Below are 23811 nucleotides of genomic sequence, written 5' to 3'. Positions count from 1 at the left end.
CAGCAGTTTCGTACTCAACGTGGGAGGTATTAATAGTAATACCACGGGCCTTTTCTTCCGGCGCGTTATCGATCTGGGAGTAGTCCTTGGCTTCACCACCAAATTTCTTGGTCAACACGGTAGTGATCGCAGCTGTCAGCGTGGTCTTACCATGGTCAACGTGACCAATCGTCCCTACGTTTACGTGCGGTTTCGTCCGCTCAAATTTACCTTTTGCCATTTCCGTTTCCTTTAACCGACTTTATCAAGTTAATGAGTGCGTAATATCCAAGCACCAAATGGTGCCCATGGCGGGAATCGGACCCGCGACCTCTCCCTTACCAAGGGAGTGCTCTACCACTGAGCCACATGGGCGTTTTCTTAAATTCTGAATTCTATGGAGCGGGCGACGAGATTCGAACTCGCGACATCTTGCTTGGAAGGCAAGTGCTCTACCAACTGAGCTACACCCGCACATCTAACCAGAAATCTAAACCCTGGCTCCAAATTTCATGCTGGTGGAGGGGGAAGGATTCGAACCTTCGTACTCTGAGAGAACGGATTTACAGTCCGTCGCCTTTAACCACTCGGCCACCCCTCCAAACAGAACCCGGGATTATGCGTATATTTTGACGAAGTGTCAAACGCATTTACAGAAGAAAATGGTGCCGGATGTCGGAATCGAACTGACGACCTTCGCATTACAAGTGCGCTGCTCTACCAACTGAGCTAATCCGGCACAACCACAAAACTGTTATTTAACCACCTTTAAGGATGGTTTTTTTACTACCGGCGGATGAGCATTACCTGCATCCGCATTACTACTTTTAGCATCGGTATTGTCAGGATCTGAACCTTGCGGATCCTCCTGAAAAAACATGCCTTCACCATTCTCGCGAGCAAAAATTCTACGCACCGCATCAATCGGCACATACAACTCATTTGATGCACCACCGAAACGGGCTGAGAATGTAACAGCATCCGATCCAATATGCAAACTTTTTGTAGCGCTGTAATTGATATTCAGCACTATCTGCCCATCCTTCACATACGCCATTGGTACACGCGTCTGCGAATTCACCGCAACCAGCAAATGTGGCGTCAAGCCGTTATCCGTACACCACTCGTGAATCGCACGAATCATATAGGGCTTGGTTGATGTCAATTCAGCCATGCCACCCCCTATTTACGCATTGCTTTTTCGGAAGGGGTCATTGCTTCTATGTAAGCCGGGCGAGAGAATATACGTTCTGCGTACTTTAGTAAAGGGGCAGCTTGCTTTGGCAGCTCAATGCCATAATGACCAAGGCGCCACAACAGCGGCGCAATCGCCACATCCAGCATGGAAAACTCATCACCAAGAATATATTGCTGACGGCTAAACAAAGGCACAATTTGCGTTAGATTGTCACGCACATTGGCTCTGGCCTTATCTGCAGCCTTGGCATTACCGGATTCAATATCCCCAATCTGGCTAAACAACTGATCTTCAAAGTTATGCAAGAACAAACGTGCACGAGCTCGCATCACCGGATCGGCAGGCATCAACTGTGGATGCGGAAAGCGCTCATCAATATACTCATTGATGATATTGGCCTGTTCAAGCACCAGATCACGCTCAACCAAAACAGGTACAGTGTTATGGGGATTGATCACTGCCAGATCTTCCGGTTTGTTTGCCATATCCACATCAATCACCTGAAAGTCCATTCCCTTTTCAAATAGCACGATGCGGCAACGGTGGCTATATGGGCAGGTAGTACCCGAATACAAAGTCATCATAATTATTCAATCCCGGCTGATGAAAAAAGTCAGACGAAAATCCCGCACTGGAATTTTCGCCCCTAGATAAATACACAATATAAATACAAAACTGCCACCCAAACAGCCATAACCAGACAAATGCAAGCACACTACGGATGATGAGAAACGTGGCAAATTAATAATCAGCCGCGTAGTTTACAGAGTTTAAATTGAAATTAAAAGGAATACCTTGTTTTTTCCTTAATATTCATTAAGTTAAATGACTATATAGGATTTTTTATTTCAATGAATTGGTGCTCCAGCTGGAACTGCTGCGCAAGATGCTGCCCCAAGGCCTGTATTCCGTATCGCTCAGTGGCATGATGTCCGGCAGCTATATAGGCCACTCCGGTTTCAGCCGCAAGATGAAACACCTGCTCCGACACTTCACCACTGATAAATACATCCACACCCAAGGCAATAGCTTCCTCGAAATATCCCTGCGCTCCACCAGTACACCAAGCAATTCGGCGGATGGGCTTATCGTGGTCACCGAATATATGCGGTGGTCTATGCAACACACTTTCCAACTTCAGGGCAAATTCACCCAGCTTAAGTTGATCTGGCAGGCTGCCATAGGCAATCAGATTCTGCTCCCCGGCCCAACCCTCCAGACTTATCCCCAGAATACGTCCAAGCTCAGCGTTATTACCTAGCGCCACGTGCGCATCCAGTGGCAAGTGATAAGCCAACAGATTGATATCATGCTGCAGGAGGAATTTGAGGCGCTGCTGCTTGATTCCTGTAATGCTTGGATTTTCATTCCGCCAGAAATAGCCATGATGAACCAGCACCGCATCGGCCTCCGCCTCTTGTGCTGCTCGCAACAAGGCCATGCTGGCAGTCACACCACTGACCAGCTTTTTGATCTCCGGCCTGCCCTGCACTTGTAGGCCATTGGGACAATAATCACGGAAGCGCTCTACCTGCAGGAATTGTCCGGTATAATCGACCAGCTCTTTTAGTTTCATTGTGATTCTCCACATTTAGATCTACGCCAAATCGAAAAAACATGCGCAAACTCTGGCTTATTTTTGCACAGACCGTCACCATCAGTCTTGCTGCACTTTTCGTGGTGCAGTTGTTTTACCCACACGTACTTCCTCATCGCGACACCTCCTTGATCGTCAAAGAAGCGCCCTCCAACACTGAAGAAACCATGACACAGCCAGGCTCTTACAGCGTGGCGGCCAAGACTGCCATGCCCAGTGTGGTCAATATTTTCACCTCCAAAAAAGCTTCACAGACGACCGAAAGTCCGCTTATGGACGATCCCTTGTTTCGCCATTTCTTTGGCGAACAACAGGATGAGCAACAACAAAGCCAACGCGAGAACAGCCTGGGCTCTGGTGTCATCGTTAACAGCCAGGGCCTGATCCTTACCAATCACCACGTGATTGAGGCTGCCGATGAAATCGAAATCGCATTGGCGGACGGGCGAACCGTTCCAGCACGTGTAGTCGGTACAGACCCTGAAACCGATCTTGCAGTACTCAAGGTTAATGTCCGTAACCTACCTGCCATCACATTTGCGCAACAGGAAAATATCAACGTTGGCGATGTCGTTCTCGCCATCGGCAATCCATTTGGCGTGGGCCAGACTGTGACGCAGGGCATTATCAGTGCGCTCGGACGCAACCATTTAGGTATCAACACATTCGAGAACTTTATCCAAACCGATGCCCCGATCAATCCGGGTAACTCTGGCGGCGCATTGATCGATACCCAGGGCAATCTGGTCGGCATCAACAGTGCCATTTACTCACGCAGTGGTGGCTCCATGGGCATAGGCTTTGCAATCCCGGTAAGCCTAGTCAAACAAGTAATGGAACAAATCATACGCCAGGGTAGCGTAACACGTGGATGGATCGGCATAGAAGCGCAAGACATTACACCTGAGCTGGCGGAATCCTTTCATCTCAAGCAAATTCGCGGCTCACTTATTGCTGGCGTGTTGCGTGGCGGGCCTGCAGACAATGCAGGCTTGCGTCCCGGTGATATTCTGCTGGAGATCGACAGCCGTGAAGTAATAGACAGCTCCACAATGCTTAATGTCATTTCAAGCTTGAAGCCAGAGAAAAAAGTCACGGTGAAGATCGCACGCAACCAGAAAGAAATGACGGTTTCGATTGTAATCGGCAAGCGGCCGAAGCCGGAAGTAGCTCGCAACGAAGAGTAAGGCAGTCTGAAACGACCAACTTAACTAAGTTGCCTGGCCTTTTTCTGCATCAGGCTGGCCACAAGAATGCCCACCTCATAGAGCAGCCATAAAGGCACGGCCAGCATAATTTGTGAAATGACATCCGGGGGTGTAAAGATAGCCCCCAGGACAAAGGCACCTACAATCACATAAGACCTGGCTTCGCGTAGCGTCTGCACATTCACCACACCGGCACTCACTAACAACACGACAGCGACTGGCACTTCAAATGCCAAACCGAACGCCATGAATAGCGTGATGGCAAAATCCAGGTATTTACCTATATCCGTCATGACGGCCACCCCTGTCGGTGCAGTACCGGCAATAAAGCCAAATACCACGGGAAACACCAGGAAATAGGCAAACGCCATGCCACACAGAAATAACACGGTACTGGCAAATACGAGCGGGCCAATCAAACGGCGTTCATGGGTATATAAACCAGGTGCCACAAATGCCCAGATTTGGTAAAGCGTATGCGGCAAGGCAATCATAAATGCCGTCAGCATGACCACTTTCATCGGCACAAAAAATGGTGTGGTGACATCGGTAGCTATCATCTGCCCACCAACAGGTAGACTTTTCAATAAAGGCTGGGCCAGAAAAGTATAGATGTCATTCGCAAACGGAAACAATGCAATCATGATCAGGACTAGCCCAACCACAATACGTAACAATCGATCACGCAGCTCTATCAGATGCGATATAAAGGTGTCAGAGGGGTTCAATCCGGCTTACCAGTTTTACTATCGTTAATATTGTGCTCCGATAACGCGGAGCTGGCATCAACGGGGTTGTCCGTCTCTGGCTTTATATCATTGGCCAGACTCTTGCCAATGTCTCCAATCTGGTTCACCTCACGGTTCACTGCCGACTCGGCCTGATTGATGCCTTCTCGTACCTGATCCTGCAAGCGTTGCAGCTCCTCAAACCGGAGTTCACGACTGATATCGGATTTAACACCATTCACATAACGCTGCACGCGCCCCACCAGCAAGCCCACCGTACGTGCGACCTTGGGCAGTTTTTCCGGGCCGATCACAATCAGCGCAACAACGCAAATAACGACCAGCTCAGAGAAGGCAATATCAAACAATGGGGATACTCTCCAGCCTATTGTTTCTGCTTTTGCCTGATCTCATTATCGATGGTATTACCTTGCGCCTCGTCTTCCAGAATGGGGGTCGACTTACCGTCATTCACAGCTTCCTTGAAGTTCTTAACAGCGCCACCAACATCGCTACCGATATTACGCAGCTTCTTGGTGCCAAAAATCAATACCACAATCGCCAGTACGATCAGCCAGTGCCAAATACTAAATGAACCCATTGCTCGCCCTCCTGATATGTCAGATCTTTGGTAGCGTTTCACCGCCACCAAATACATGTATGTGTATATGAAACACTTCCTGTCCACCTTCACGCCCAGTATTGATCATGGTGCGAAATCCTTTCAGACCTAGCTGGGTAGCAAGTTTGGGTGCTAATAAAAGCATTTTGCCGAGCAATCCGTGATGCGTTTCATCACAGCTTGCCAAGCTTTCAACGTGTAACTTGGGCACTATTAAAAAGTGTACCGGTGCAATAGGATGAATGTCATGAAATACAACGACATCCTCATCCTCATAGAATGTATTGGAAGGAATATCATTACTTACTATCTTACAAAAAATACAATCAGCATTCATCAAGATATTCCTGTCTATTTCGCAAAAGCTGGGTACGACATCCCAGTCCTCGTTGATCAATCCGCTGGACGGGAGGCCTTTTCATCAATACCCGACAAACCCTCGCGCCTGGCCAGCTCATTCAAGACATCCTGGGGGCCAAGCCCGGCATGTGCCAGCATTACCATGCAATGAAACCAGAGATCCGCAGTTTCATAGACAATTTTCTCAGCATCTCCATCCTTGGCGGCAATAATCGTTTCTGCCGCTTCCTCGCCTATCTTCTTAAGTATGGTATCTGTGCCCTTGGCATACAGCTTTGCCACATAAGAAGATTGAGGATCTGCCAGTTTACGCTGTTCCAACAGTTCGGCCAGCCTGTTCAACACATCACTCATGGTGGTAGATATCCTCAGGATTTTTCACGACCGGCTGATCTACTATCCAATCATTGTGTTCCAGTTTCTGGAAAAAACAGTTATGCCTGCCAGTATGACAGGCAATGCCTCCCACCTGTTCAACCAGAATCAGCACCACATCCTCGTCACAGTCCAGCCTGATATCATGCACTTTTTGCACATGCCCAGACTCTTCGCCCTTATGCCAAAGGCGATTGCGAGAACGCGACCAATAGACGGCCTGCCTGGTTTCTGCCGTCAGGCGCAATGCCTCGCGATTCATCCAGGCAAACATCAACACCTTGTTGGTACCAAATTCCTGGGCAATCACCGGCACCAAGCCATCTGTAGTCCAACTGACTTTATCCAGCCATAGGTTACTCACAACCGTACCTCTATGCCATAGTCGCGCATGTATTCCTTGGCTTCGCGCACTGTGTATTCCCCATAATGGAAAATACTGGCAGCCAATACAGCATCCGCACCACCCTCTTTCACACCCTCAACCAGGTGAGTCAGATTACCTACGCCGCCAGAAGCAATGATAGGCACATCCACTGCGTCACTGATTGCGCGGTTCAACGGCAGATTAAAGCCTATCTTGGTACCATCCCTGTCCATGCTGGTGACCAGCAACTCACCGGCACCCAATGCCACCATTTTTCTGGCCCACTCAATTGCGTCAATGCCTGTCGCCTGCCGACCTCCATGAGTAAATACTTCCCAATGATCGCCCACTTGCTTGGCATCAATCGCGACGACTATGCACTGGGAACCAAAGCGCGAAGCGGCATCGGCTACCAGTTGTGGATTAGTCACAGCAGACGTATTAATACTAACTTTATCAGCCCCTGCATTGAGCAACCGGCGCACATCTTCCACCGCGCGTACTCCGCCGCCCACCGTCAAGGGTATAAACACCTGCGAAGCAACCTGCTCAATGATATTGAGAATGAGGCCACGATTATCCGAACTCGCTGTGATGTCCAGGAACGTTAACTCATCAGCACCCTGCTCATCGTAGCGACGTGCAATCTCCACTGGATCACCAGCATCGCGTAACTCCAGAAAATTGACGCCTTTGACCACGCGACCATTGGTCACGTCCAGGCAAGGAATAATACGCTTGGCTAAACTCATCCACCCGCCAATTCATCTGCCAGGGCCTGTGCCTCGGCAAAATTCAATGTGCCTTCATAAATGGCACGCCCGGTGATCGCACCGATCACACCCTCATCTGCTACGGCAGACAAGCGACGCACATCCTCCAGATTGGTGACACCACCACTGGCAATCACAGGAATGGTCAAAGCTTGTGCAAGCGCCACCGTGGCTTCAATATTGACACCAGTCAACATGCCGTCCCGACCAATATCCGTATAGACAATAGCCTCGACACCGTAATCCTCAAATTTCTTGGCCAGGTCAATCACATCGTGTCCTGTCAACTTGGACCAGCCATCCACAGCCACCTTGCCATCCTTGGCATCCAGGCCCACCATAATCTGCCCAGGGAAGGCATAACATGCCTCGTGCAGGAAGCCCGGGTTTTTCACCGCCGCCGTACCGATGATAACGTAGCTAATACCATTATCCAGATAGCGCTCTATGGTTTCTAGATCACGGATACCGCCACCAAGCTGGATGGGAATATCATTGCCCACCGCGCTGACAATGGCCTTGATGGCATCTTCATTGACTGGTTTACCAGCAAATGCACCATTCAAATCGACCAAATGCAGGCGCTTGCCGCCCTGGTCTACCCAGTGACGCGCCATGGCGCCTGGATCTTCGGAAAATACGGTGGCATCTTCCATCAATCCTTGTTTCAAACGTACACAATGACCGTCTTTCAGGTCGATAGCTGGAATAATGAGCATGATGTTTAGACTAAGTTTTAATTACCCCCGTCCCACTGGACGAAGTTTGAAAGGAGTTTAAGGCCAGCATTGTGGCTTTTCTCCGGATGGAATTGCGCAGCAAACAGATTGCCGCGCGCAATACAACTTGTAAATCGCGCAGGATATTCGCTAAAGCCTGCATCCAGACTAGCATCTTCAGGTGCCACATAATAACTATGCACGTAATAAAAGCGCTCGCCATCCTCTATGCCATGCCAGAGAGGATGCGACTGGCTCTGGTATACCTGATTCCAGCCCATATGCGGCACTTTGAGCTTGGCCCCATCGGCATCATGCATATCGGCAGGGGCAAAACGTTTTACCTTACCTTTAAAGATGCCAAGGCCAGCAGCATCACCTTCTTCACTGTGTTCAAACAGCAATTGCAAGCCAATACAGATACCGAGAAACGGTTTTTCAGCGGCAGCAGCCACCACCGCGTCACGCAAACCACGTGCATCAAGCTCGCGCACACAATCCGGCATTGCTCCCTGCCCCGGAAATACCACTCGATCAGCGGCAGCAATTTGGGCTGGGTCACTGGTCACAATGACTTTCTGGTTTGGAGCTACATGCTCCAGGGCTTTGGACACAGAGCGTAAATTGCCCATGCCATAATCAACAACAGCTATATGTGTCATGGTTACGATTAGGAAGACTGGGGAAAGTCTATAAACTACCTTTAGTAGAAGGCATTATACCCACCATACGGGGGTCAAGTTCAACTGCAGCGCGCAAAGCGCGGCCAAATGCCTTGAAAATCGTCTCAGCCTGATGGTGAGCATTTTTTCCACGCAGGTTATCAATATGCAATGTGATATCAGCATGGTTAACGAAACCCTGGAAAAACTCACGCACTAGATCAACATCAAATTCGCCAATGCGAGCCCGTGTAAATTCAACATTAAAATCCAACCCAGGACGACCAGAGATATCCAGCACCACACGAGACAAGGCTTCATCCAAAGGCACGTAGGCATGGGCATAACGGCGTATGCCCTTTTTGTCACCCAATGCCTTGCTGAAGGCTTGACCGAGTGCAATTCCCACATCCTCTACGGTGTGGTGTGCATCAATATGCAGGTCACCCTGACACTCGACCATGATATCCATCATGCCATGGCGTGCGATCTGGTCTAGCATATGGTCGAAAAATCCAACCCCGCTACTTAACTTGGATACACCAGTACCATCCAGATTGATGGAGACAGCGATCTTGGTTTCCAGAGTATTACGACTGACTTCGGCGTTACGCATGGCAATAGTTTAAATCTTCTAGATTAAGAAAATCAAAACCGCTGCAAAACTGTTAACAGGTCTTGCAGCGGTTTGCGAGTAAATCACGACATCACCAAGTGATGCCGTCAGTGTACAGCTAGATTAGCTGAACAGCTTCTTCAGCCAACCGAACACACCACCACTGCTTTGAGTACCCTTGGCAGCGTTGCTGATTTCAGCAGCAGCAGCAGCAGGATCAGCAGCGCCGTAGATAGCAGCACCAGCCACTACAATAGTAGCACCAGCATCCACTACTTGCTTCGCTGTAGTCGCTTTAACACCACCAGCTACAGAGATATCAACACCCAGATTCAGACCGGATACCAGACCCAAGTCAGCAAATGGAGTTTGACCAGCAGCTTGTTGATCCAGACCTGTATGTACGCCAATGATGTGAGCGCCCAGCTTAGCTACTTCTTGTGTACGCTTAGCTTTGTCTTGTACGTTGATCAAGTCAACTTGAGCTTTTTTGCCGTATTTGTTGGCAACGTCAATCACGCCCTTGATAGTACCGATATCGGCAGTACCCAGAACGGTCACGATGTCAGCACCGGCCTTATAGAATGGTTCAGCTTCGTAGAAGCCAGCATCCATGGTCTTCAGATCAACCAGGATTTTGTTGTTCGGGAACTTTGCACGCAGAGTTTCCAGCAGTTTGATTCCGTTGTACTTGATGCATGGCGTACCAATTTCAAGAATATCAACGTGTGGTGCAACAGTCGTAGCAAGTGCTACTGTTTGATCGAAATCCAATGAATCTAATGCCATTTGAACTAATGGTTTTGCCACGATGCTTCCTCCGCTTAATTACAGAATTATGATGTACTAACCGCGCTATAATACATTTTTTCCAAGCCTTAAGGGAAGTCATCACGGACTATTCTCTCAATTTTCTGGAAAATCAATACAATAGAAGACAAAAATGCGGTGAGATTACGAGGTTTTCCAGACGTAAACTTATTTTAGAATCTCTGCCAAGGCCCGAATCAAGGCCATGCTTTGTTCATCAGTACCGATGGTGATACGCAGAAATGGTGATATCCGCGCCGGCTTGCTGAAATGTCTGACAATGATATTGCGTTCACGCAATTGACTCGATAACACTGTGCCACCATACGTTGTATGCCGTGCAAAGATGAAATTGGCAGCGGAAGGCAACACCTCAAAATTTAATGCCTGCAATTCAGCCACCAGCTTGTCCCGCGTGGCAATGACCTTGCGACAGGTTTCTTCAAAATAGGCTTTATCTTCAATGGCTGCTACTGCACCGCTGATGGCGAACCTATCGAGTGGATAAGAGTTAAAGCTATCCTTCACTCTATTGAGTGCCTCAATCAAGGCGATATGTCCAATCGCATACCCTACCCGCAATCCGGCCAGAGACCTGGCCTTGGATAAAGTATGGGTGACCAGGAGATTAGGATAGCGCTCTACCAGACCAACCGCCGACTCACCTCCAAAATCCACATAGGCCTCATCAACCACCACCACTGATTCAGTATTGGCCTGGAGCAGACGCTCAATTTCGCTCAGCGGCAACAAACTGCCAGTAGGCGCATTGGGATTAGGGAAAATGATACCGCCGTTCGGTCGCAGGTAATCATCGACCTGGATTTCGAATGCTGCATTCAAAGGGATAGTCTCATAGGCAATTTCATATAGCCCGCAGTAGACCGGATAAAAACTATAGGTGATATCGGGAAACAGGATAGGCTGGTCATGCTTGAGCAATGCATGAAAGGCGTGCGCCAAGACCTCGTCTGAGCCATTACCCACAAACACCTGCGCCGACTCAACCCCATAAAACTCAGCCACGGCGTGGCGCAAACGGTCAGAGCTGGGATCAGGATACAAACGCAAGCTGTCCGCGGCTTCCGCCTGCAAGGCCTGCAACACCTTGGGGCTAGGGCCATACGGATTTTCGTTAGTATTGAGCTTGATCAGATTGCTGATCTTGGGCTGCTCACCCGGCACATAAGGCGTCAACTCATGAACAATAGGGCTCCAGAATTTGCTCAAGATCAGCCTTTCAAGCGGAATTCAGCCGAGCGGGCATGTGCCTGCAAGCCTTCACCATAGGCAAGGGTAGCTGCAATACGGCCCAATGTCTGCGCACCTTCCGCTGACACCATGATCAGACTGGAACGCTTCTGGAAATCATAGACACCAAGCGGTGAGGAAAAGCGGGCGGTACGTGAAGTCGGCAACACATGATTAGGGCCGGCGCAATAATCACCCAGGGCTTCGCAAGTATCCCTACCCATAAAAATGGCACCGGCATGCCGGATTTTCTTGCTATATGCCAATGGATCCTCAACTGATAACTCCAAATGCTCGGGCGCTATGTAATTGGCAATCTCGGCAGCCTGCTCCAAATCGTTGACCTTGATCAATGCGCCGCGATTTTGTAACGATGTGGTGATAATGTCCTTGCGCGGCATCTCTTCCACTAGGCGATCTATGCTGGCCTTAACCGCATCCAGGAAAGCAGCATCCGGTGATAGCAGAATGGCTTGCGCCAATTCATCGTGCTCTGCCTGGGAGAACAAATCCATCGCCACCCAGTCAGGGTTGGTCTTGCCATCGCAAATCACCAGAATCTCAGATGGGCCTGCCACCATATCGATACCCACCACGCCAAATACCCGGCGCTTGGCAGCAGCCACATAAGCATTCCCTGGGCCGACAATTTTATCCACCTGCGGCACTGTCTGGGTACCATAAGCCAGCGCACCTACAGCCTGTGCACCGCCAATACAGAACACACGATCAACACCACAGACAGCTGCAGCGGCCAACACCAACTGGTTCTTCTCGCCGCCAGGAGTCGGCACTACCATAATCAGCTCGGCGACGCCCGCCACCTTGGCTGGAATCGCATTCATCAACACTGAGGATGGATAGGCTGCCTTGCCGCCCGGGACATATAAGCCCACGCGATCCAATGCCGTCACTTGCTGACCAAGTAATGTGCCATCCGCCTCTGTATAGGACCAGGAAGACATCAGCTGCTTTTCGTGATAATCCCGTACGCGTTGCGCTGCCTGCTGCAAGGCCTCACGCTGAACTTCAGGCAGGCCTGCAAGCGCTGCGTTGAGTTCAGCATGCCCAATTTCAAGTTCGGATAACGCACCTACATCAAGGCGGTCAAACCGTGCGGTGTACTCCAACACAGCAGCATCGCCACGCTGTTTTACATTACGCAATATATCGGCTACCACGCTGTCGATCTGATCATCCTGCGCGGTTTCGAATGCGAGCAAATCCTTTAAATTCTGATCAAAACTCGCATCACTTGTAGAAAAACGTCTGATATTCATGATTTCAACCCAAATTAATTGTTGGCAGCCACCACTTGCGCAAATGCATCCATTATCGGCTGCAAGGTGTCACGCTTGAGTTTGAGAGAGGCCTGATTCACGACCAATCGCGAGCTGATATCGGTAATTTCTTCAACCGCTTTGAGGTTGTTGGCGCGCAGGGTGCCACCAGTGCTGACAAGATCAACAATCACATCCGCCAGACCCACCAATGGACCCAGCTCCATGGAGCCGTAAAGCTTGATCAAGTCCACATGCATACCCTTGGCAGCGAAGTGTTCGCGTGCCGTCTTCACATACTTGGTCACCACTTTGAGCCGTGCACCGCGGCGAATAGAGCCAAAATAGTCAAAATCCTCGCGCACGGCCACCATCATGCGGCAACGCGCAATCTTGAGATCCAGCGGCTGGTAAAGGCCTTCGCCTCCATGTTCATCCAGCACATCCTTGCCAGCTATGCCCAGATCAGCAGCGCCATATTGCACATAGGTCGGCACATCGGTCGCTCGCACAATAATCAAGCGCACATCAGGGCGATTGGTCGGCAATATCAGCTTGCGTGAGGCTTCTGGGTCTTCAAGCGCAGTAATGCCAGCAGCAGCCAGCAGCGGCGTGGTTTCTTCAAAGATGCGACCCTTGGAGAGGGCAATTGTAATCATTGCTGTCTTTCTTGCGATTCAGTACAACTGAAGCCGCACATTATTTCACACGCTGAATGCGCGCACCCAATTGGGTCAGTTTATCTTCCAGGCGTTCATAACCGCGATCCAGGTGGTAAATCCGTTCAATCACGGTCTCACCTCTTGCCACTAGCGCTGCCAGCACCAAGCTGGCTGAAGCACGCAGGTCAGTTGCCATCACCGTGGCACCCTCAAGAAACTCGGTACCGCGAATAATCGCCGTATTACCTTCCACCTCAATATTGGCGCCCAGGCGCTGCATTTCCTGCACATGCATGAAACGATTTTCAAAGATGGTTTCAGTCACGGTAGCCACCGCATCAGCCACGGTATTCAATGCCATGAACTGTGCCTGCATATCGGTAGGAAAAGCCGGATGCGGGGCAGTGCGTACACTGACCGACCTCAAATTCCCCTTACCCTGCAGCACACCAACACTGCTGACGGAAATACTGTTGTCATCATGGGTCACCGTTGCGCCCGTTTCACGTAGTTTGTCGATCACGGCATCCAGCAGTTCAGCACGCACATGCTGCAACCGTATATTGCCACCTGTCATGGCCGCAGCTACCAAGTAAGTACCCGCTTCTATGCGGTCACACACCACATCATGCTGAGCAGCTCCCAGGCTGGAGACCCCCTTGATTGTGATCACATCCGAGCCCGCACCTTCAATCTGCGCCCCCATTTTGATCAGGCATTCCGCCAGATCCACCACTTCCGGCTCCTTGGCGGCGTTTTCCAGTATGGTAGTGCCTTCAGCCAGAGTGGCCGCCATCATGAGGTTCTCTGTGCCGGTAACCGTCACCAGATCCATGAAGATACGCGCACCCTTGAGCTTGTCTACCTTGGCTTCAATATAGCCATGCTCGATATGAATTTCCGCGCCCATGGCCTGCAAGCCCTTGATGTGCAGGTCAACAGGCCGTGAACCGATGGCACAGCCTCCAGGCAAGGAAACACGAGCATGACCAAAACGCGCCAACAAAGGCCCCAACACCAGTATCGAAGCCCGCATGGTCTTTACCATGTCGTAAGGTGCTTCATGCGTATGGATATCGCTGGCATCGAGTGTTAGCTGATTTTGCCCGTCCCGACTCACCTTGATTCCCATATGCTCAAGTAGTTTGAGCATGGTCGCAATATCATGCAGATCAGGCACATTGCCCAGTTTTAATGGAGCCTCAGTCAAAAGGCCAGCACACAGTATGGGCAATGCCGCATTCTTGGCACCAGAAATGCGTACCTCACCGTTTAAAGGGATTCCGCCCTGAATGACTAATTTATCCACGTGTTAAGCCACAGCTTCCTGCAATAATTTCTGCAACTCACCCTGCTGATAAAGATCACGCATGATATCGGCACCACCGATGAATTCCCCCTTGATATATAACTGGGGAATAGTGGGCCAGTTGGCGTAAGTCTTGATACCGTCACGGATGGCTGGGTCCGCCAGCACATCAATCGCAGTAAAGTCATTGATGCCGCTACCTTGCAGAAGCTGCACCGCCAGGCCAGAAAAACCGCACTGCGGAAATTTTGGGCTGCCCTTCATATATAAAACCACCGGATTGCTTGTGACTTGGCTCTTGATAAGTTCCTGGGTATCCATCGATATATCCTTTGATCTATGTTAATGCTTTGATTAAATATTCAATATACTAAAGCATGCTATTCAGCTTGCCCCACGCTTCTGGCGTGAAGGTGCGCATCGATAAGGCATGCACTTCCTCTCGCATACGATCGCCTAAAGCCTGGTAAACCAACTGATGCTGCTGCACCATGTTTTTACCTACAAACAACTGGCTCACCACAATCGCCTCAAAATGCTGACCGTCATCACCCAGCACCTGCACGTGTTCACAGGCCAAGCCTTGCGTTATATAGTTTTTTAAGTCCTGAGCGCTGACCAAGATTAACCTCGTAATTTATAGCCGGATTTAAGCATCCGTAAAGTCAACAATGATAGGGCAAAAAAGCATGTCACAACAACGCCAAGGCTGATGTATGGAGAAATATCGCCAGTACCGAAAAAACCGTAGCGGAATCCGTCTATCATGTAAAAAAACGGATTGAGGTGTGACACCTGCTGCCAGAAGGGCGGTAGCGAGTGTATAGAGTAAAACACCCCTGAAAGAAACGACAGCGGCATAATGACAAAATTCTGGAACACGGCCATCTGGTCAAACTTCTCAGCCCATATGCCAGCAATAATGCCAAAAGTACCAAGCAAGGCACTCCCCAGCAGGGCAAATGTCAGAATCCAGCCCGGATGTGCAAGCGGCAAATCCACAAAGAACATCGCAACCAGATAGATACATGCTCCCACCACCATGCCGCGGATGATTGCGGCAGCGAGAAAAGCCAGGAAAAACTGCAGATAGGAAATCGGCGTCAACATCACAAAAATGATATTGCCCATGACCTTGGACTGAATCAGGCTGGATGAACTGTTGGCAAACGCGTTTTGCAGCAGAGACATCATGATCAGGCCGGGAATCAGGAAAGCCGTATACCCCACACCAGGATACACCTGCACTTTATCTTCAAGCACGTGCGAGAAAATCAGCAAATACAGTAGCGCAGTCATGACGGGGGCCGCCACGGTTTGAAAACCTACGCGCCAGAAACGCAGCAATTCCTTCTTGAACAAGGTCCAGGGGCCGCGCATACGGCTAGTGATGAACCTGCCCATCACTGCCCCACCAAGTCCACAAACACATCCTCGAGATCTACCTCTATGAGCTGCATATCCTCAATGGCCACATTGGCCACCCTCAGCTCAGCCAGAATAGACTCAAGCTGCGCGGGCGCTGACAACGCCAAGGTATATCCATCATCATTCTGCTCGCGAACCAGGCCCTGCAGACTGAAGGGCAAGGCAGCACTCAGCTTCAACTGCAATTTTTTGCCCGGAAGGCGGTTAAGCAGGTTTTGTGTACTATCCAATGCCACGATCTGCCCCAGCTTCATCATGGCAATGCGGCTACAGAGCTTCTCTGCCTCTTCCAGATAATGCGTGGTCAGAATGATGGTGTGGCCTTCGCGATTCAACCTGCGGATAAAATCCCACATGGTCTGACGCAGTTCAACATCGACACCGGCCGTTGGCTCATCCAATACAATTACCGGCGGCTTGTGTGCAAGCGCTTGTGCGATCAGTGCCCGTCGCTTCATGCCACCGGATAGACGACGCATATTCGTATGCGCCTTGTCCGTGAGGCCCAGTGACTCAATCACTTCATCCACCCAGGCATCATTTTCCCGTCCATGCCCAAAATAACCCGCCTGGAAACGCAGCATCTCGCGCACATTAAAAAATGGATCAAATACCAGCTCTTGCGGCACCACGCCCAATGCATGACGTGCTTGAGAATATTGGGCATTGACGTCAAAACCCATCACTTCCAGAGTGCCGCTAGATGGGCGCAACAAACCCGCCAACAAGTTGATCAGGGTAGACTTACCCGCCCCATTAGGCCCCAGCAAGGCAAAGAACTCTCCCTGCTCTATACGCAGATCTATCCCTTTCAGCGCGTGTAAATCGCCAAAATGCTGATGGACCTGCTGGATATTAATGGCGGGGATCATAGGGTTTTTAAGGTGGGGGAAATCCCCAGAAATTCAATGACTGGCCTGAGGAATCAGGTCAAGCACCCCATACATTGTTGCCAGACTGGCGAGATTGGCAGGCAGGCTGGATATCGTCAGAGTGGCCTTACCCGCTTCTGCGTGCCTCAGCCATTCAAAAATCAGGCTGAGCGCCACGGTATCGACTTCCTGCACCTGCGCCAGATCGATCTCAAGCGCGCCAGACATGTTTAATGCCCGGCTTTCAGCAAGCAGGGCATCGACCTGGGCGATAGTCATGTCACCGCTGACTAGCCAGCGGTCACCTTGTTGTTGAATTTGAGCCAACTTAATCTGCGCTTTGCTTATTTGTTTGAATCGCGGTTCTTGGCAGCCAGCTTCTGAATCAGGCCATCCAAGCCACCTTGGCGGATTTCGGTATTGAACTGGCCACGATAGTTGGTCACCAGGCTCACACCTTCAATCGTGATGTCATAGACTTTCCAGCTATCACCGCTCTTTTCCAGACTGTAATCCACAGCGACCGGCTGTCCGCCTTGCTGCAGAATCTGCGTCTTCACCTTGACGTCAGTTTCATCAGGCTGGGCACGAAACGGCTTGTATTCAATCGTCTGGTTGCGGTATTTAGATAATGCGGTTGCATAAGTACGGAGCAACAGGCTACGAAACTCTTGCTGAAACGCTTCCTTCTGTTCAGGACTTGCCTTTGACCATGCCTTACCCAGCACCAAGCGTGATACGCGATCAAAGTTGAAGTTAGGCAGGATTTTTTCTTCAGCCAGCGCAAAAATCTTGCTCTGGTTACCAGCCTGGATATCCTTATCGGTTTTCACCACCGCCAGCACATCTTCTGCCGTGCTTTTCACCAGCGCATCAGGGGCTACTTCTGCAACAGCAACAGTAGCAAAGCCTGCCACCAGGGTAAGCGCTGCCAACCAGTTCCAAATTCTGTTCATGCTTATTCCGCCTCTTTAGTATCGTTAGTTTCCGATGCCTTGCTATAGAGAAACTGACTGATCATTTTCTCCAGCACCACTGCATCCTGCGTCTTGCTGAACTTATCGCCATCCTGCAACATCTTGTCATCACCACCGGCTTCAAGGCCAATGTACTGCTCACCTAGCAAACCCGCAGTATAGATATTGGCAAATGTATCCTTGGGAAAAGGATATCGCTTATCCACCTTGACGGTCACCAGTGCTTCATACGTGTTGGTATCGAACTTGATGTTATCTACACGGCCCACCACCACACCCGCACTTTTAACAGGCGCACGTGGCTTCAGACTGCCAATATTCTCAAAAGCTCCCGTAACACTATAAGTTTCACCTAAAGTAGCGCTATTGAAATTACCGACTTTCAAGGCTAGGCCAAACAATGCAGCCGCACCTGCCGCTGCAAACACGCCTACCCACAGATCAATTGTTGTGCGTTCCATCTTTTCTCCAGTGTGTTGCGCTTACGCAACAATCATGAACGAAGTCATTACAAAATCCAGGCCCAACACAGCCAGTGAAGAATTCACTACTGTCCGCGTTGTGGCCCGACTGACACCTTCCGCAGTCGGCGGGGCATCAAAACCTTCAAACAGGGCAATCAAGGTACAAGCCACACCAAATACAACACTCTTGATGATCCCATTAAGAATATCTTCCTTGAAATCCACACTGGCCTGCATCTGCGACCAGAAAGCACCAGAGTCCACGCCTATCAAGGGCACCGCTACCATGTAGCCTCCCAGCACACCCACCATGGAAAACAGCGCTGCCAATAGAGGCATGGACAAGACACCAGCCCAGAATCGCGGCGCCACTACACGTGCAATTGGACTCACCGCCATCATTTCCATGGCAGATAACTGTTCGGTCGCCTTCATCAAGCCAATTTCCGCAGTAATCGCGGTGCCAGCACGTCCGGCAAACAGCAACGCTGTCACCACAGGCCCCAGCTCACGCACTAGAGACAAGGCCACCAGCACACCTATGGCTTCTGAAGAACCATAGCGCTGCAAGGTGTTATAGCCTTGCAAAGCCAGCACCATACCGACAAAAAACGCAGAGACCAGCATAATAATCAGCGACAGTACGCCAGTGAAATAAATCTCGCGTATGGTCAAATGCAGGCGGCGAAAACTCTCACCGGAGTAAATCAGGATGTAAGCAAAAAAACGTAGGCCTGAACCGAAGCGCCACAAGCGATCAATAATGCGATGGCCTATCCCACCAAACATCCCAGCCAAGGCACTAAACATTGCGACTCCTCAAAATATCCTGCCTGTAATCAGGAGCGGCATAATGGAATGGCACCGGACCATCCACTTCGCCATGCACAAACTGATGCACAAACGGCAATTCAGATTTGCGCAAATCTTCCGGCGAACCTTCAGCAGCCACCACCCCGTTGGCAACGAAATAAACGTAATCTGCTATCGAGAACACTTCCTGCACATCGTGCGTCACGATGATGGAAGTCGCACCCAGTGCATCATTGAGGTTACGGATCAGATTACAGATCACGGCCATTGAAATCGGGTCCAGCCCGGCAAAAGGCTCGTCATACATAATAATGGAAGGGTCCAATGCCACCGCACGTGCCAACGCCACTCGTCGCGCCATCCCGCCCGAAAGTTCAGTAGCCTTCAAATTGCGAGCACCACGCAAACCCACCGCATTCAGCTTCATCATCACCAGATCGCGGATCATGGATTCAGGCAAATCCGTGTGTTCCCGCATGGGGAAAGCCACATTCTCATATACAGAAAGATCAGTAAATAAAGCACCTTGCTGGAATAGCATGCCCATCTTGCGGCGCAATGCCTGCAAGCCTGAACGATCCTGCTCATGCACTACTTTCCCGGCAACCTTCACCTGTCCGGATACGGGCTTGAGTTGACCACCAATCAAGCGCAACAGCGTGGTCTTGCCACTGCCGCTCCCGCCCATAATGGCCACCACCTTGCCACGCGGGAACACCATATTGATGCCCTTGTGTAGCAATCGATTTTTATAACCAAAGGATAGATTGTCAATTTCGACGATGTTGTCGCTCATAATCACCGCTTTTCTGATCAGCGGGCTATTTTAAAGCAAAAGCGCAAGAAGGCATAACCTGAAAAAGTAAAAGCCCGCAAAGAACGGGCTTTTACGCAACACACCTAATATTTAGAAAGACATACAAACAGTAAATGTATCTCCATCAAGCACAGCTGCATTGGCAAGTGATGGGCCAGGATTTTCAACAACCCGCACCGACCCACTGTTTGTTATCCCATCATCCATTTGAACATCAATCTGTTTTGCCAAACGTCCTGTGATACCCGACGAGCAAACAACAAATGTACCCACCATAGGATTTGCATCAACAATAGTTAAAAATCCCGCTGTACTTTGGATACCCAACCGACCTCCATCGGCATTACGCGGAATATATTCTGGCGTTCCTGTAACAGTTGAACCAGTTGCTAAACCTGCCAACCTGACATGCTGCCAAAATAAATAAGACTCATCACTAACAGTTACAGAATCCCAATTGCCATTAATCTGCCCATTACCAATACGATTTGCTGGTGTTGTTGCTGTAGTGGCATTTGTAACATGAGCGGCTGCACTAGCATCATCTCCTGGCAACGCCCTGAATTTATCCTGATATCCATATAGTAAAATTTGGGTATTCTTGAAATCATTAGCTATATTTTTTGCCTTGGCACTATTAATCAGCTCCTGCCCCTTCAACACACCACCAAGCAGCAAGCCGATAATCACCAGCACGATGGCAAGCTCGATGAGGGTGAAGCCGGATTGTTTTTTCATTATGTTATCCTTGCGCGGAAGACGCTGAAACGCGCCTTCACATAATAGGTTGGTACAAGATATGCAACTCTCATGCCAAGTCACCTGAGCAAGGAATTGTGAGCAAAACCAGCAACAGCGGGGCTTTGTAGCAGATTTTCAGCAATCTCACCCCACATCCAATATTCCGGCTGATGTTGAGATTTCATCTAAAATGACAAGATTACGACATATCTTATTGGATTTTTGAGCTTACATGGCCAGCCTCAGCAGTCAACTTTCCCATTACCGCCCCAGCCAATCCACCCTGCAACAATGGATGTTGGGGCTCATGTTGCTGTCATTTCACGGGGTATTGCTCTGGGGGTTTGACGACCCGTTGCAACAGGCCTTGTTACTCAGCCATTACGGCTTGTTTCTGATCTGGCAGCCTATCTGGCAGACCAAGGAAAAACTCTCCCCCCAGGCCATCATCCTGTTTGTTGCAGGCGGGCTTTTACTGACGCTGTTCATCAATTGGTGGCTGATTGCATTCTGGCTGTCTGCCATGTTCGGCTTGCTCGGTGGCCGCATTTTCTCCACCACCGCCCGTGCATCGCGCATGAGCTACCTGCTTGCGGCCACCTATCTGCTTTCCGTGTTATTGCTCTGGGTGATTCCCCGCTTGCTCGATGCCTCTGCCGACCTTGTGGTGGCCGAGTTCCTCATGCAGTACCTGTTACCCATATTGCCTTTAGCCATTCTTTTTCTGCGAGTCAAACAAGAAACCCACCAGCATGCGCCTATCCTGGATTTCTTCTACACCCTGCTGCTGTTCCTGCTCTCGGTCACCTTGATTCTGAGCATCTTCACGATTGAACGATCCAGCGAAGTAGATTACGCCAATGTAGTCCTGCAGGTCGTCTTTGGCCTGGCGGCCACATTGCTAATTGCAAGCTGGTTATGGAATCCGCGTGCAGGCTTCAGCGGTATCGGCCAGCTGCTATCCAGGTATCTACTGAGTGTTGGACTGCCATTTGAGCGCTGGATCAAAAACATTGCCGAGCTCGCAGAACGGGAAACCAGCCCCAAGGAATTCATGCAGGCCGCCATGACCGAGGTGGAGACCTTGCCCTGGGTAGCCGGGGGCAAATGGGAAACAGCAGAAGACCAGGGCGAGTTTGGCATCGCAGCAGCCTATAAAGCCGACCTGGATTTTCATGACTTCCACCTCACGCTCTATAGCCGCTGGCCGCTCACTCCGGCACTGACCATGCACATCAAGCTGCTAACCCAGATTCTGGGTGAATTCCACGAAGCCAAACGCCGCGAAGAAGCCCTGTTGCAAAACACCTATATGCAAGCGATTTATGAAACTGGCGCACGCCTGACACATGACATGAAGAATATTGTGCAGTCCATGAGTGCCCTCTGCAGTGCCGCAGAACAAACCAGCGACGAAGACAACGAGCGACTGGTCGCCCTTATCCGCCGCCAGCTCCCCTTACTCAATCAACGCCTGGCACTCACCCTAGACAAACTAGGCGCACCGCGCAATGAAAAAACCCGCATGCTGCCACTAAGTGCATGGTGGGAGAACATGCAGCAACGCTATGCGGAAACCCGCGTGTCGTTTTATGCGGATCAGGATATCGAAGAGGTGGAAATTGATAGCGAAGTCTGGGACAGCGTGGTCGATAATCTGTTACAGAATGCCATTGCCAAGGCGCAGCATGAGCCAGAGATCAGCATTCATGCCCAGCTGGCAGGTACGCCATTGGCATACGTAGAGATTTACGACAGCGGCACCCCTATGCCACAAGCCATTGCAGATAGCCTGTTCCGCAAACGCATCCGCTCAGAAGGCGGATTGGGCATCGGTCTTTACCAAGCGGGACGCCAGGCACAGCAAGCCGGTTATCAACTAGCGCTCACGCATAACAGCCACGGCAATGTCCGCTTCCGGCTGGCACGTAAAGAGTAGGGGCACCACAAGCAAAAGGGCGGTTTTCACCGCCCTCTTTTACACCCTCACAGCCCCATTGCGCCCGCTTACAGCTCGCCGTAAGAGTGCAGTCCTGACAGGAACATGTTGACGCCAAGGAAAGCAAATGTCGTCACGATCAGTCCCACTAGTGCCCACCAGGCCAGAATTGGGCCGCGCAATCCTTTGACCAATCGCAGATGCAGCCATGCCGCATAATTAAGCCAGACTATCAGCGCCCAGGTTTCTTTGGGGTCCCAAGACCAGTAGCCACCCCAGGCTTCAGCGGCCCACATGGCACCCAGGATGGTGGCAATGGTAAAAAAGGCAAATCCGACAGAAATGGCCTTGTACATCAGATCATCCAGGATCTCAAGACTGGGCAGGCGGGAAGCCAGGATGCCACGATCTGCCAGCAGGTAAGCCGCCCCTACCATGGCCGCCAGCGAAAATGTGCCATACCCAATAAAATTCGCCGGTACATGGATCTTCATCCAGTAAGACTGTAGTGCAGGCACCAGGGGCTGGATTTCATAGGCCTGACGATCAAAGGTATACCAGAGGATAAAACCCACTGCCGCATTGATCACCAACAGCACAAACCCGCCCAGCTGCTTGGTTGCATAGCGGCCTTCATAGTATAGATACGCCAGCGCAGTAATCAGGCAGAACAGAATAAACACTTCATAGAGGTTGCTGATTGGGATATGTCCCACATCCGGCGCAATCAGATAGGACTCATACCAGCGTACCATGAGGCCGACAAAGCCCATGACCACTGCAGACCAGACAAGGCTGGATGCCACTTTGCCGGCAAAGATCGAGCGCGAAAACAAGGCCAGCCAATACGTCAGCATCGCCAGTACGAACAGCACATTCATCCACATCACGGCAGACTGACTGGAAATCAGGTATTTAAGCAGAAACACCTGATTCACACTGGCTTGTTCGCCGTTATACAGATAAATGGAAAATAGACTGATCAGCGTGATAGCCAACAACAAGGGACGCATAGGCTTCCATTGCCAGCCCAGCCAGCTGAACAGTGCAACGGCACCAAACAGGAACCCCACTTCATAGCCGTCCATAAAGCTACCGTATTGCTGAAATGCAAATACAGCCCCCACCAGCAATAGCAAGGCATACAGCCAGTCTTGCAGGCTCAAGCGCTTTAATAATGGCGCCGGGATATCATCCATATAGGCAATCTTCATCATTGACCTCGATTACTTTTGGTTAATTAC

General features: G+C 50.3%; 32 protein-coding genes and 4 tRNA genes. 2 read left to right on the top strand and 34 right to left on the bottom strand.

Annotated elements, in window-relative coordinates:
- The 8 genes from LG201_RS10595 to LG201_RS10560 form a co-directional block, all read right to left on the bottom strand.
- The coding region (locus LG201_RS10595; protein WP_264193337.1) for a GTP-binding protein at positions 1-220 on the bottom strand (220 nt) is incomplete at its 3' end.
- A gap of 59 nt (positions 221-279) precedes the next feature.
- Positions 280-354, bottom strand: a tRNA-Thr gene (locus tag LG201_RS10590).
- A gap of 23 nt (positions 355-377) precedes the next feature.
- Positions 378-453 (bottom strand) — tRNA-Gly (locus LG201_RS10585).
- Between the two features lie 42 nt (positions 454-495).
- Positions 496-580 (bottom strand) — tRNA-Tyr (locus tag LG201_RS10580).
- Between the two features lie 62 nt (positions 581-642).
- Positions 643-718 (bottom strand) — tRNA-Thr (locus LG201_RS10575).
- 15 nt (positions 719-733) lie between these two features.
- Positions 734-1153, bottom strand: a complete 420-nt coding sequence (locus LG201_RS10570; RefSeq protein WP_226772165.1) for a ClpXP protease specificity-enhancing factor — start codon at positions 1151-1153, stop codon at positions 734-736.
- An 8-nt stretch (positions 1154-1161) separates the two neighbouring features.
- Positions 1162-1761, bottom strand: a complete 600-nt coding sequence (locus LG201_RS10565) for a glutathione S-transferase N-terminal domain-containing protein (protein ID WP_226772164.1) — start codon at positions 1759-1761, stop codon at positions 1162-1164.
- Between the two features lie 245 nt (positions 1762-2006).
- Positions 2007-2753, bottom strand: a complete 747-nt coding sequence (locus LG201_RS10560; RefSeq protein ID WP_226772163.1) for a Nif3-like dinuclear metal center hexameric protein — start codon at positions 2751-2753, stop codon at positions 2007-2009.
- 41 nt (positions 2754-2794) lie between these two features.
- Here LG201_RS10560 and LG201_RS10555 point away from each other — a divergent pair, with 41 nt between their 5' ends.
- On the top strand, positions 2795-3961 hold the full coding sequence (locus tag LG201_RS10555; RefSeq protein WP_226772162.1) for a S1C family serine protease: 1167 nt from the start codon (positions 2795-2797) through the stop codon (positions 3959-3961).
- A 20-nt stretch (positions 3962-3981) separates the two neighbouring features.
- On the opposite strand, the gene tatC is transcribed toward LG201_RS10555, so the two are convergent.
- The 25 genes from tatC to LG201_RS10430 form a co-directional block, all read right to left on the bottom strand.
- Positions 3982-4710: a twin-arginine translocase subunit TatC gene (gene tatC / locus LG201_RS10550; RefSeq protein WP_226772161.1), complete on the bottom strand. Its 729-nt coding sequence runs from the start codon at positions 4708-4710 to the stop codon at positions 3982-3984.
- Positions 4707-5078: a Sec-independent protein translocase protein TatB gene (tatB, locus tag LG201_RS10545; RefSeq protein WP_226772160.1), complete on the bottom strand. Its 372-nt coding sequence runs from the start codon at positions 5076-5078 to the stop codon at positions 4707-4709. The genes tatC and tatB overlap by 4 nt, the downstream gene beginning before the upstream one ends.
- Positions 5079-5095: 17 nt before the next feature.
- On the bottom strand, positions 5096-5311 hold the full coding sequence (tatA, locus tag LG201_RS10540; RefSeq protein ID WP_226772159.1) for a Sec-independent protein translocase subunit TatA: 216 nt from the start codon (positions 5309-5311) through the stop codon (positions 5096-5098).
- A 19-nt stretch (positions 5312-5330) separates the two neighbouring features.
- Positions 5331-5669, bottom strand: coding sequence for a histidine triad nucleotide-binding protein (locus LG201_RS10535; protein ID WP_226772158.1), 339 nt, complete (start codon positions 5667-5669; stop codon positions 5331-5333).
- A 56-nt stretch (positions 5670-5725) separates the two neighbouring features.
- Entirely contained in the window at positions 5726-6046 is a 321-nt protein-coding gene (locus LG201_RS10530) for a phosphoribosyl-ATP diphosphatase (RefSeq protein ID WP_226772157.1), read from the bottom strand.
- On the bottom strand, positions 6039-6431 hold the full coding sequence (gene hisI, locus LG201_RS10525; protein WP_226772156.1) for a phosphoribosyl-AMP cyclohydrolase: 393 nt from the start codon (positions 6429-6431) through the stop codon (positions 6039-6041). Before hisI ends, LG201_RS10530 begins: the two co-directional genes overlap by 8 nt.
- Complete coding sequence (gene hisF / locus LG201_RS10520) at positions 6428-7186, bottom strand: imidazole glycerol phosphate synthase subunit HisF (protein WP_226772155.1); 759 nt, start codon at positions 7184-7186, stop codon at positions 6428-6430. Before hisF ends, hisI begins: the two co-directional genes overlap by 4 nt.
- Positions 7183-7926: a 1-(5-phosphoribosyl)-5-[(5-phosphoribosylamino)methylideneamino]imidazole-4-carboxamide isomerase gene (hisA, locus tag LG201_RS10515; RefSeq protein WP_226772154.1), complete on the bottom strand. Its 744-nt coding sequence runs from the start codon at positions 7924-7926 to the stop codon at positions 7183-7185. The genes hisF and hisA overlap by 4 nt, the downstream gene beginning before the upstream one ends.
- 17 nt (positions 7927-7943) lie before the next feature.
- Entirely contained in the window at positions 7944-8588 is a 645-nt protein-coding gene (hisH, locus tag LG201_RS10510; protein ID WP_226772153.1) for an imidazole glycerol phosphate synthase subunit HisH, read from the bottom strand.
- Positions 8589-8616: 28 nt separating this feature from the next.
- Positions 8617-9204: an imidazoleglycerol-phosphate dehydratase HisB gene (hisB, locus tag LG201_RS10505; RefSeq protein ID WP_226772152.1), complete on the bottom strand. Its 588-nt coding sequence runs from the start codon at positions 9202-9204 to the stop codon at positions 8617-8619.
- A gap of 123 nt (positions 9205-9327) precedes the next feature.
- The gene (gene hxlA / locus LG201_RS10500; protein ID WP_226772178.1) at positions 9328-9993 is read right to left on the bottom strand and encodes a 3-hexulose-6-phosphate synthase; all 666 of its coding nucleotides are present in this window, start codon (positions 9991-9993) and stop codon (positions 9328-9330) included.
- Between the two features lie 189 nt (positions 9994-10182).
- A complete protein-coding gene (gene hisC, locus LG201_RS10495) occupies positions 10183-11244 on the bottom strand; it encodes a histidinol-phosphate transaminase (RefSeq protein ID WP_226772151.1) in 1062 nt (353 codons plus the stop codon).
- 2 nt (positions 11245-11246) lie between these two features.
- Positions 11247-12545, bottom strand: a complete 1299-nt coding sequence (gene hisD, locus LG201_RS10490; RefSeq protein ID WP_226772150.1) for a histidinol dehydrogenase — start codon at positions 12543-12545, stop codon at positions 11247-11249.
- Positions 12546-12559: 14 nt separating this feature from the next.
- Positions 12560-13204 (bottom strand): ATP phosphoribosyltransferase, encoded by a 645-nt coding sequence (gene hisG, locus LG201_RS10485; RefSeq protein ID WP_226772149.1) that lies wholly within the window; start codon positions 13202-13204, stop codon positions 12560-12562.
- Between the two features lie 40 nt (positions 13205-13244).
- A complete protein-coding gene (murA, locus tag LG201_RS10480; protein WP_226772148.1) occupies positions 13245-14516 on the bottom strand; it encodes a UDP-N-acetylglucosamine 1-carboxyvinyltransferase in 1272 nt (423 codons plus the stop codon).
- Between the two features lie 3 nt (positions 14517-14519).
- Complete coding sequence (grxD, locus tag LG201_RS10475; RefSeq protein ID WP_226772147.1) at positions 14520-14837, bottom strand: Grx4 family monothiol glutaredoxin; 318 nt, start codon at positions 14835-14837, stop codon at positions 14520-14522.
- A 49-nt stretch (positions 14838-14886) separates the two neighbouring features.
- Positions 14887-15138, bottom strand: coding sequence for a BolA family protein (locus LG201_RS10470; RefSeq protein WP_226772146.1), 252 nt, complete (start codon positions 15136-15138; stop codon positions 14887-14889).
- Between the two features lie 2 nt (positions 15139-15140).
- Positions 15141-15920: an ABC transporter permease gene (locus LG201_RS10465; protein WP_226772145.1), complete on the bottom strand. Its 780-nt coding sequence runs from the start codon at positions 15918-15920 to the stop codon at positions 15141-15143.
- A complete protein-coding gene (locus tag LG201_RS10460) occupies positions 15920-16816 on the bottom strand; it encodes an ABC transporter ATP-binding protein (RefSeq protein WP_226772144.1) in 897 nt (298 codons plus the stop codon). The genes LG201_RS10465 and LG201_RS10460 overlap by 1 nt, the downstream gene beginning before the upstream one ends.
- A gap of 33 nt (positions 16817-16849) precedes the next feature.
- Positions 16850-17143 (bottom strand): STAS domain-containing protein, encoded by a 294-nt coding sequence (locus tag LG201_RS10455; RefSeq protein WP_226772143.1) that lies wholly within the window; start codon positions 17141-17143, stop codon positions 16850-16852.
- A 17-nt stretch (positions 17144-17160) separates the two neighbouring features.
- Positions 17161-17772 carry an MlaC/ttg2D family ABC transporter substrate-binding protein gene (locus tag LG201_RS10450; protein ID WP_226772142.1) on the bottom strand — a complete coding sequence of 204 codons (612 nt, stop codon included), beginning with the start codon at positions 17770-17772 and terminating at the stop codon, positions 17161-17163.
- A gap of 2 nt (positions 17773-17774) precedes the next feature.
- Positions 17775-18254 carry an outer membrane lipid asymmetry maintenance protein MlaD gene (gene mlaD, locus LG201_RS10445; RefSeq protein ID WP_226757534.1) on the bottom strand — a complete coding sequence of 160 codons (480 nt, stop codon included), beginning with the start codon at positions 18252-18254 and terminating at the stop codon, positions 17775-17777.
- A 21-nt stretch (positions 18255-18275) separates the two neighbouring features.
- A complete protein-coding gene (gene mlaE, locus LG201_RS10440; protein ID WP_226772141.1) occupies positions 18276-19067 on the bottom strand; it encodes a lipid asymmetry maintenance ABC transporter permease subunit MlaE in 792 nt (263 codons plus the stop codon).
- Complete coding sequence (locus LG201_RS10435) at positions 19060-19866, bottom strand: ABC transporter ATP-binding protein (protein WP_226772140.1); 807 nt, start codon at positions 19864-19866, stop codon at positions 19060-19062. The genes mlaE and LG201_RS10435 overlap by 8 nt, the downstream gene beginning before the upstream one ends.
- A gap of 111 nt (positions 19867-19977) precedes the next feature.
- Positions 19978-20625 carry a prepilin-type N-terminal cleavage/methylation domain-containing protein gene (locus tag LG201_RS10430; protein WP_226772139.1) on the bottom strand — a complete coding sequence of 216 codons (648 nt, stop codon included), beginning with the start codon at positions 20623-20625 and terminating at the stop codon, positions 19978-19980.
- A gap of 235 nt (positions 20626-20860) precedes the next feature.
- Between LG201_RS10430 and LG201_RS10425 the strand changes: the two genes are divergently transcribed.
- Positions 20861-22567, top strand: a complete 1707-nt coding sequence (locus LG201_RS10425) for a sensor histidine kinase (RefSeq protein WP_226772138.1) — start codon at positions 20861-20863, stop codon at positions 22565-22567.
- Positions 22568-22635: 68 nt separating this feature from the next.
- Here LG201_RS10425 and ccsB read toward each other — a convergent pair whose 3' ends face one another.
- Entirely contained in the window at positions 22636-23781 is a 1146-nt protein-coding gene (ccsB, locus tag LG201_RS10420; RefSeq protein ID WP_226772177.1) for a c-type cytochrome biogenesis protein CcsB, read from the bottom strand.
- Positions 23782-23811 lie beyond the last annotated feature (30 nt).

Origin of the sequence: Methylobacillus gramineus (genome assembly GCF_020532675.1) — a bacterium.
Classification (GTDB): domain Bacteria; phylum Pseudomonadota; class Gammaproteobacteria; order Burkholderiales; family Methylophilaceae; genus Methylobacillus; species Methylobacillus gramineus.
The sequence above is the reverse complement of the archived record's forward strand: the minus strand, read 5'-3'. Positions and strand labels throughout refer to the sequence as shown.